We start from the raw sequence: 7,292 nt of genomic DNA, 5'->3' as shown, positions 1-7,292 counted from the left end.
GTCGGGGCCCCAGCCGTCGCCCGGCATGCCGAGCAGCGCCCCGCAGACCAGCGCGGCGGCGACGGCGACGCCCGCCGCCTTCATGTGCTGCCTGCGCCGCATCAGGTCCGTCGGCCTGGCCTGGAGGGAGCAGGGGTCGAACTCGGGCGAGGCGAGCAGGGCATAGCGCGCCTCCACCTCGTCGGCCTCTTCGAGGGCGTCGTCGGGGTCCTCGCACCCGGCGGCGGCGAGCGTCGCGCGGACCCCGGCGTCGTCGAGCGACTCAAGGCCCCGCAGGACGTACGCCGCGCGGGCCTCGGCCGAGAGCGAGGCGAGCTGCTGGTCCAGGGCGATCTCGTCGGCGCCGCCCGAGCGGGGGAACAGCCGCAGGCCGCGGACCTGCGGAAGCAGCGGGGGCAGCTGGGCCCGCTTCGGCCAGGCCAGGCGCTTGAGGGGGAGACCGGCGTCGAGCGCGCCGCGCAGCACCTGGAGGCGGACGTAGGCGTACCCCGCGTCCCGGCGGCGTCCGCCGCCGCCCTGCTGGGAGGGGATGACGACCGCCTCGCCGGACTTGCGGCCGCGCGGCAGGGCGCGCTGGGTGAGGGCGTGGGCGGTCAGGACCCGGCGGTTGCGGCCGAGGCCGGGCGGCAGCACCAGATAGGCGAGCCGGACGAGCCGTGGGTAGTGCTCGACGAGGGCCGCCTCGGCCTGCTCCACGTCGACGACGGGGGCCGGGCCGCTGGCGGACGGGGACTTCGGCTTCGGGGACTGCACATCAGACGACACGTTCAGCAAAACGAGCGAATCGTCGGTTGGTCACCTCAGCTCCGCCCGGACACCTGATCCGGCTCCGGCTCCACAAGGAGGCGCGCGTAATTTCCCATCGAACGCTGGTAGCGCGGCAGATGGGGGGCGAGGGCGCCGAGCACCAGGGCAAGACCCTCGCGTTCGCGGCCGAGGCTGGCGAGGCAGAGCGCCAGACAGGCGCGGACCGCGTCGTCCAACTCGTCGGACGGCGCGTCCAGTTCGGGCGTCAGGAGGGCCACGCCCTCCTCCGCCCTGCCGGTGTTCCGCAGGGAGCTGGCGAGTTGGATGAGCGTGCGCCGCCTGCGGTAGCCGTCGAGGCCGCCCGCGAGCGCCTCCCGGTAGAGCGGCACGGCACGGTCGGAGCGGCCGGTGGAGTCCCAGGCGCAGGCGCGCTCGAAGGCGCCGACGGGGTCACCGTCCGGCAGCTCCGCGGCCAGTCCGTCGACCAGCGCGCGGAACTCCGCCGCACCGTCCTCGCCATAGGTGTCGAGCGAGGCCCAGGCCGTCTCGACGCGCTTCTCCCAGTCGTCGTTCACGGCCCCACCTTCGCACACGCGTGCCCGCGGGCGCTTACGCCAGGCGCCAGCCGCTGAACTCCACCGTGCCGCGCCCGCCGTCGCCACCGTTGGTCGCGCTCATGAAGAACCCCGCGTCGAGGGCGGCCGCCGCCCCCGTCAGGGCCACCGTCGCCACGTCGCGCCAGGTCGCCCCGGCGTCCGTGGAGCACGCCCCGGTGACCGAGTCCCCGTGCCGCGTCAGGCGGAGCAGCACCGGGGCCTTGATCCCGGTGAGGCGCTTGTAGGTGTCGAGTGTGCCGTCGCCGTTGGTGTCGTACGACAGGACGACACCGTTCGCCGGGGTGACGGCGAGGTCGACGAAGCCCTTGGATCCCGGCGTGGCCAGAGCGTTGCGGGCGATCAGGCCCGCCCGCGCCCACGGTCCGGTGGGTTCCTGGGAGTCGACGCGCACCACCACGGAGACGCCGTCCTTCAGCGCGCCCTCGCGGTAGAGCGTCCCGAACTCCGTCGTGCCCTTCCAGAGATCGGCGCCGCCGCCGTTGATCCCGAAGCGCCCGTCGAGCTCGCCGAAGACGGCCGCGTTGTTGGTGTACCTGGACCACGCGCCGCTCACCGGGCCCGCCTCGTACAGCGTCCCCTCGTGCACCGAGCGCACCCGGGGCTCGCCCCGCGGACCGTACCGGACCGCGATCTCGTAGGGGAGCGGTCGCAGCGGCCGGTCCAGGGGCGTGCCCGGTGTGCTCGCGCGCCACTCGACGCGCCCCGTGCCCGCGGGCTCGACGCGGGGCAGCGACACGGGTCCCGTGGGCTCCGCCTCGATGCCGGTCAACGCGAAGTCGACACGTCCGGTGGCCCGGAGGCCGTTGACGTTGCGGAAGACGGCCCGCACGCGCGCGTGCCCGCCCGGCGGGAAGGCCGGGGGCTCGGCGGTGACCTCGACGGACCCCTGGTAGGGCGCCCGCGCGAGGACGCCGCGGGCCCGCGCGGCCGTGCGGTACGGGTCGCCGACGGGCCGCAGGGGATAGTCCTCGCGTTCCCGCGTCCAGGGCTCCTCCACCGCGTACCAGTCCACCGCCCTGGGCGGGCGCCCGGCGGCGAGGGCGTCCTGGAGCTCGTCGAGCCAGCGCTGCCAGCGGGGCAGGTAGAAGTCGCCGATCAGGCCGTTCCAGTCGCGGTTGGCGTACTCGTGCAGCCGCCCGCCGTCGGACGTGGCGCGCTCGCCCCAGGTGGTGATCAGCACCTTCGCGGTCCGCTCGAACTCGGCGGCCTCGGCCGTGCTGGTCCCCATCCGCCGGGCCGCCGCGACCCAGGGGCCGAGCAGGAAGGCCTGGGCGGTGCCCGTGACCTCGTCCGAGAGCCGCATCAGCCGCAGCCAGAGCGTCGTGAGGGCGCGGAAGGTCTCCTGGTCCTTGCGCTCGTACGCGGCCCTGAGCTGCGGCAGGAGCTGGCGGCTGCGGTGCGCGAGGGCCTGCCTGGCCACGTCCACCAGGTCGTTGCGGTACGCGGCGCTGCCCCGCAGCCCGGCCGTGACCCCGAGCAGCCCGGTCAGCGCGGCGTCGAAGCGGGCCGGGTCGTAGGTCAGGGCGCGCGGCGCGTACTCGGCGGCGCGGGCGGCGGCCAGGTCGGGGCGGGCGGCGAAGAGGGAGTCGTGCGGGTCGCTGCGCTCCACCGCGGTGTGCCGGTAGGCGGTCTCCTCCAGGGCACGCCAGGCGGCCCGCGCGCCCCGGTCGCGCCCGCCGTACCGGAAGTCGGCGTACGAGGAGAACCACGCGGCACGGTCCGGCGGGCCCTTGACCCAGGCCAGCTCGGAGAAGAGCTCGAAGGCGGCGGGGTCGCGGTCGGTGGCCTCGGGCAGATACGCGGTGCCCACGAGCGCGCTGCCCGCCTTGTCGCGCCAGGCGAAGAACTTCTCGTTCCAGATGTGCGCGCGGGCGCCGATCGTGGTGCGCCCGCCGAAGTTGGGAATGGTGCCGAAGGCGTACGGGGTGCCGCCCCAGTCCTTCTCCCGGTCCGTGACGCCCGCGAACCGGTCGGAGACGCCGTCCACGATCAGCATGCGCTGCTTGTCGACGGCGTCGAGCAGCTCGGGCAGCGGGTTGGCCTCCCAGCCGAGGATCACCCAGGTCGCGCCGGGCCGTGCCGCGCGCAGGGCCTTCTCCACGCCCTGGGCGGCGGCGGGCACCGGCACGTCACCCGCGGTGCCGCCCTCGTGCAGGAGGTCCATCTTGAACAGGTCGGCGGGGCCGAACAGCCGCTCCTGGTGGCGGTAGAAGGAGGCGGCGACCTTCGCGAAGGCGGTGGTGCGCGGGTCGAGCCAGTCGGGCCGCTCGAAGCCGTGCCAGGTGCCCTGCGGCACCACGCGCGCGTCGCCGCCGTTGCGCGCGACGAAGCCGTCGGGCACATGCCCGTAGTAGCCGGGCAGGACGGGCGCGATGCCCAGCTCGCGCAGCCTGCGGGTGATGCGCCGCCCCAGTGCGACACGGTCGGCGATGAGCCGCTCCGACAGCGGACCGCCGTACCCGGAGAGGTTCTGGAGCAGCCACCACGGCTGGTGCGAGGGGGCGGGCAGCCACGCCCTCGCCTCCGCGTCGGAGTAGCCGAACTCCTGGAGCACCCGGTGGTAGACGGCCTCGGCGCCCGCGATCACCAGGACCTCGTTGCAGCCGTGCAGGGCGAGTACGTCGATCATCCGCTCCCAGTACGTCCAGTCGGCGTACGGCGCGGTGTACCCGTCGTTGGTGTCGTTGAGGGCGAACCGGTGGGGGAGCGAGGTGGATCTCTCCAGCGGGCGGCTCGGGGCGGGCAGTTCGCGCGGCAGGTCCAGCTGGCTGCCGTTCCAGCTGATGTGGGCCCCGCACACGTACTTCAGGTACCAGTGGACGCCGGTGAGCAGCACCGCCGGTGTCGTGCCGGACACCTCGATCCGCCCGGTGGACCCGGTGACCCGGAAGCGGTCCCCGCGGCCGTGTGCGGGGACGAGTCTGAGCCGGAACTGTGCCGCGTGGTGCGGCAGGAGTCTGTTGAGTGCCGCGCGCGCGGAATCCGTATCGAAGGCGGGGGCCCCGGCGGCCCCCTCGGCGGCGTGGGCCGGGAGCGGTACTCCGCCGACGGCGGCGCCGAGGCCGAGGGCACCGGCGGTGCCGAGCACGGAACGACGGGACGGTTCGGACATGTGTACCCCCTGGGGTGAAGGCTGCGGCGCACGGTATCCGCGCGGCCTCCCGTGCTCAACGGTGCGTCGGAAGATGGCGGGTTCGGCCCGCCGGAAGGGTCTGGTGGGACGATGAGGGCAGCGCGGAGCACGCTTGCGGGCCTGTCGGTGGGAGTGCTGCTGGGAGTGGCTGGATGCGGCTCGGGGGGTGACGGCACACCGAGCACGGCGAGCGGCAGCCTTGAGCAGCTGGCGGCCAGGGCGGAATGCACGCCCGACATCCAGACGGACGCGGCCGAACTGCGCCAGGCCACCTGTGAGAACGGTGCCCGGCGCTACCTGCTCGTAACCTTTACAAACGCCCGTGGCCAGGCCGAATGGCTCGACGAGGCGAACGACTACGGGGGTACGTACCTCGTCGGCGGGGACTGGATCGCGGTCGGGGACGCCAAGGACATCCCGGCGCTGCGCGACCGGCTCGGCGGGACCGTGGTGGACGCCGCGGGGGAGCACGGCGGGGGCCACCACGGTCACCGCATGGGCTGAGCGGGCCCCGCTGCCGGGGCGGCCGGGTCAGGTGCAGCGCTGACCGGAGTTGACGCACTTCGCGACGCGCCGCATCAGGCGCTCGTCGAAGACGTTGATGAAGTCGCCGTGGTCGGTGACCGGCTTGTGCAGCTGCTCGGGGAAGGAGTCGACGGCGAAGCCGGGCCCCGGCGGCACGTCGTAGACGATGCGCTGCACGAGCTGCGGGATGGCGCGGAAGCCCTGCGGGCAGGCGCCGGTCCGCCGGTCGGCGAAGGCGACGTGCGTGCGGTGGTTGGCGCTGTCGGTGTTCCGGCCGTCCCAGCAGCTCTGGAAGTTGAACGTCCGGACGACCTTGCTGCCCTCGGGGCAGATCGGGTACTTGTCCTTGAGCTGCCGGTTCTCGAACCCCGTGCAGCTCCAGGAGGCGTTGGCGTTGGCGTCGCCGTTGGTGAACGACTTGGCGTCACCGGTGATGATCCGCAGGAAGCGCGGCATCGCCACGACCTTGCCGCGCGGACTGCCCGCGAACTTCAGCGTGACGGCCGACGGTGTCTGGATCTCGCCGACGTTCTGGTCCTTGCCGCCGCCGTCCGCCTGGGCGTCGTCCTCGTCCTGCCCGTTCTGGAGGCGCAGCACGGGCCAGTAGTACGTCGACTTGTCGCCCTGGTTCCGGCAGGTGGTCCCGCCGTTCGCCAGCTCGTCGTCGCCGGAGAAGGCGTCCGTGGCCTGGTTGCCCACGTAGTCGTGCATGTGGTGGGCGCCGTTGCTCACGCCGGGCGCCGCGATGACGTTGTCGGAGTTGAACTTGCCGTTCTCGTTGCGTCCGCAGTTCGTGGTGAAGGTGCCGCGGGAGGCGCCGCGCTGGTTGCGGGGGCGCTGGACGTTGGGCCGGACGGACGTGATGTCGACGAAGTCGGCGGCGACGGGCCCATTGCCGTTCTGCCCCTGTCCCTGATCACCCTGTTCCTGTTCCTGCCCCTTCTCCTGGTCGGAGGCGCGCAGGGTGCAGGGGGCCATGCCGGTGAGGTCGTCGGGGCGGGCGCCCGCCTGGTCCACCGCGGCCTCGATCTCGCCGATGGTGCCGCGCCGCTGCTCCTCCAGAGGAGGCAGTACGGACTCCTTGTCCTCGGCCTCGGTGAACCGCGCGTAGGCCCGGGTGATCTGGCTGTCCAGCTCGGCGAGCCTGCCGTCGACCTCGCCGCGCGCTTCCCGCGGCACCTCCCGCAGCTGATTGCCCACGTCCGGACAGTCGATGGTCGACATCCGCTGTGCGGCGCTCGCGCCCTGTCCGGGAGGCCGGTCGACGCCGTCCTCGGCGTTCGCGTAGACGTTGACGGCGATCAGGCCGCCTCCGCCCATGACCAGAGCGGCGGACGCGGCGACCATGCGCCGCGCCAGCTTCGATCGTTTTCGTGAGGTGCGTCCCATGGGGCTACATACGCATCAGCCGCCCGGCGCGTTCAGCGGCCCGGGTTCCGGTTCAGCGGCCCTGGTCCAGATACGCGAGGACGGCGAGCACCCGGCGGTTGTCGTCGTCGGAGACCGGCAGGCCCAGCTTCCCGAAGATGTTCGACGTGTGCTTGGCGATCGCCCGCTCGGTGACGACGAGCTGCGAGGCGATCGCCGCGTTCGACCGGCCCTGCGCCATCAGTTCGAGCACCTCGCGCTCGCGCGGGGTGAGCGCGCCGAGCGGCTGGTCGCTGGAGCGGCGGCTCAGGAGCTGCTGGATCACCTGCGGGTCCATCGCGGTGCCGCCCGCCGCGACCCTGCGCACGGCGTCGACGAACTGGGCGGCGTCGAAGACGCGGTCCTTCAGGAGGTAGCCGACACCGCCGTTGCCGTCGGCGAGCAGCTCGCGCGCGTAGAGCTGCTCCACGTGCTGGGAGAGGACGAGGACGGGCAGGCCCGGTCTCGCTCTGCGGGCGGCGAGCGCGCACTGGAGGCCCTCGTCGGTGTGGGACGGCGGAAGCCGGACGTCGACGACGGCGACGTCCGGCTCCAACTCGGCCAGTGCTTTGGTCAGTTCGGGTCCGCTCTCCACGGCCGCCGCGATCTCGAAGTCGAATGCCTCCAGCATCCGCACCAGGCCGTCGCGCAGCAGGAAGAGGTCTTCGGCTAGGACAACTCGCAAGGGATCTCCATGGTCACCATGGTCGGGCCGCCCGCGGGACTGCTGACGGCCAGTACGCCGTCGAATGTACCGAGCCGCCGCTCGATCCCCGCGAGTCCCGAGCCCGCCCCGATCCGGGCGCCCCCCTTGCCGTCGTCGGTGACCGCGATGCGCAGCATGCCGTCGCCGTGGTGCAGGT

General features: G+C 73.4%; 5 protein-coding genes and 2 pseudogenes. 1 reads left to right on the top strand and 6 read right to left on the bottom strand.

Features of this window, described 5'->3' with window-relative positions; translation table 11 throughout:
* The 3 genes and pseudogenes from AB8Z36_RS25920 to AB8Z36_RS25910 all read right to left on the bottom strand — a co-directional run.
* Positions 1 to 774: pseudogene (locus AB8Z36_RS25920) on the bottom strand (hypothetical protein); the annotation flags it as partial.
* A gap of 26 nt (positions 775 to 800) precedes the next feature.
* Positions 801 to 1,322: a tetratricopeptide repeat protein gene (locus AB8Z36_RS25915; RefSeq protein WP_369215791.1), complete on the bottom strand. Its 522-nt coding sequence runs from the start codon at positions 1,320 to 1,322 to the stop codon at positions 801 to 803.
* Positions 1,323 to 1,356: 34 nt separating this feature from the next.
* Entirely contained in the window at positions 1,357 to 4,476 is a 3,120-nt protein-coding gene (locus AB8Z36_RS25910; RefSeq protein ID WP_369215790.1) for an alpha-N-acetylglucosaminidase, read from the bottom strand.
* A gap of 111 nt (positions 4,477 to 4,587) precedes the next feature.
* Here AB8Z36_RS25910 and AB8Z36_RS25905 point away from each other — a divergent pair, with 111 nt between their 5' ends.
* Complete coding sequence (locus AB8Z36_RS25905; RefSeq protein WP_369215789.1) at positions 4,588 to 5,001, top strand: hypothetical protein; 414 nt, start codon at positions 4,588 to 4,590, stop codon at positions 4,999 to 5,001.
* Positions 5,002 to 5,028: 27 nt separating this feature from the next.
* Here AB8Z36_RS25905 and AB8Z36_RS25900 read toward each other — a convergent pair whose 3' ends face one another.
* The 3 genes and pseudogenes from AB8Z36_RS25900 to AB8Z36_RS25890 form a co-directional block, all read right to left on the bottom strand.
* Entirely contained in the window at positions 5,029 to 6,411 is a 1,383-nt protein-coding gene (locus tag AB8Z36_RS25900) for a DUF1996 domain-containing protein (protein WP_369215788.1), read from the bottom strand.
* Positions 6,412 to 6,463: 52 nt separating this feature from the next.
* Complete coding sequence (locus tag AB8Z36_RS25895) at positions 6,464 to 7,114, bottom strand: LuxR C-terminal-related transcriptional regulator (RefSeq protein WP_369215787.1); 651 nt, start codon at positions 7,112 to 7,114, stop codon at positions 6,464 to 6,466.
* A pseudogene (locus AB8Z36_RS25890) lies at positions 7,099 to 7,292 on the bottom strand (sensor histidine kinase); the annotation flags it as partial. The pseudogene AB8Z36_RS25890 and the gene AB8Z36_RS25895, both read right to left, overlap by 16 nt.

This window comes from Streptomyces flavofungini (assembly GCF_041028215.1).
Taxonomy (GTDB): domain Bacteria; phylum Actinomycetota; class Actinomycetes; order Streptomycetales; family Streptomycetaceae; genus Streptomyces; species Streptomyces flavofungini_B.
Note: the sequence above shows the minus strand (reverse complement) of the source record. Positions and strands in the feature narration are given on the sequence as shown.

Bases quoted from the DNA above. Each gene is read 5' to 3' on its own strand.
- AB8Z36_RS25905 (WP_369215789.1), top strand. From the start codon at position 4,588: ATGAGGGCAGCGCGGAGCACGCTTGCGGGCCTGTCGGTGGGAGTGCTG.
- AB8Z36_RS25900 (WP_369215788.1), bottom strand. From the start codon at position 6,411: ATGGGACGCACCTCACGAAAACGATCGAAGCTGGCGCGGCGCATGGTC.
- AB8Z36_RS25910 (WP_369215790.1), bottom strand. From the start codon at position 4,476: ATGTCCGAACCGTCCCGTCGTTCCGTGCTCGGCACCGCCGGTGCCCTC.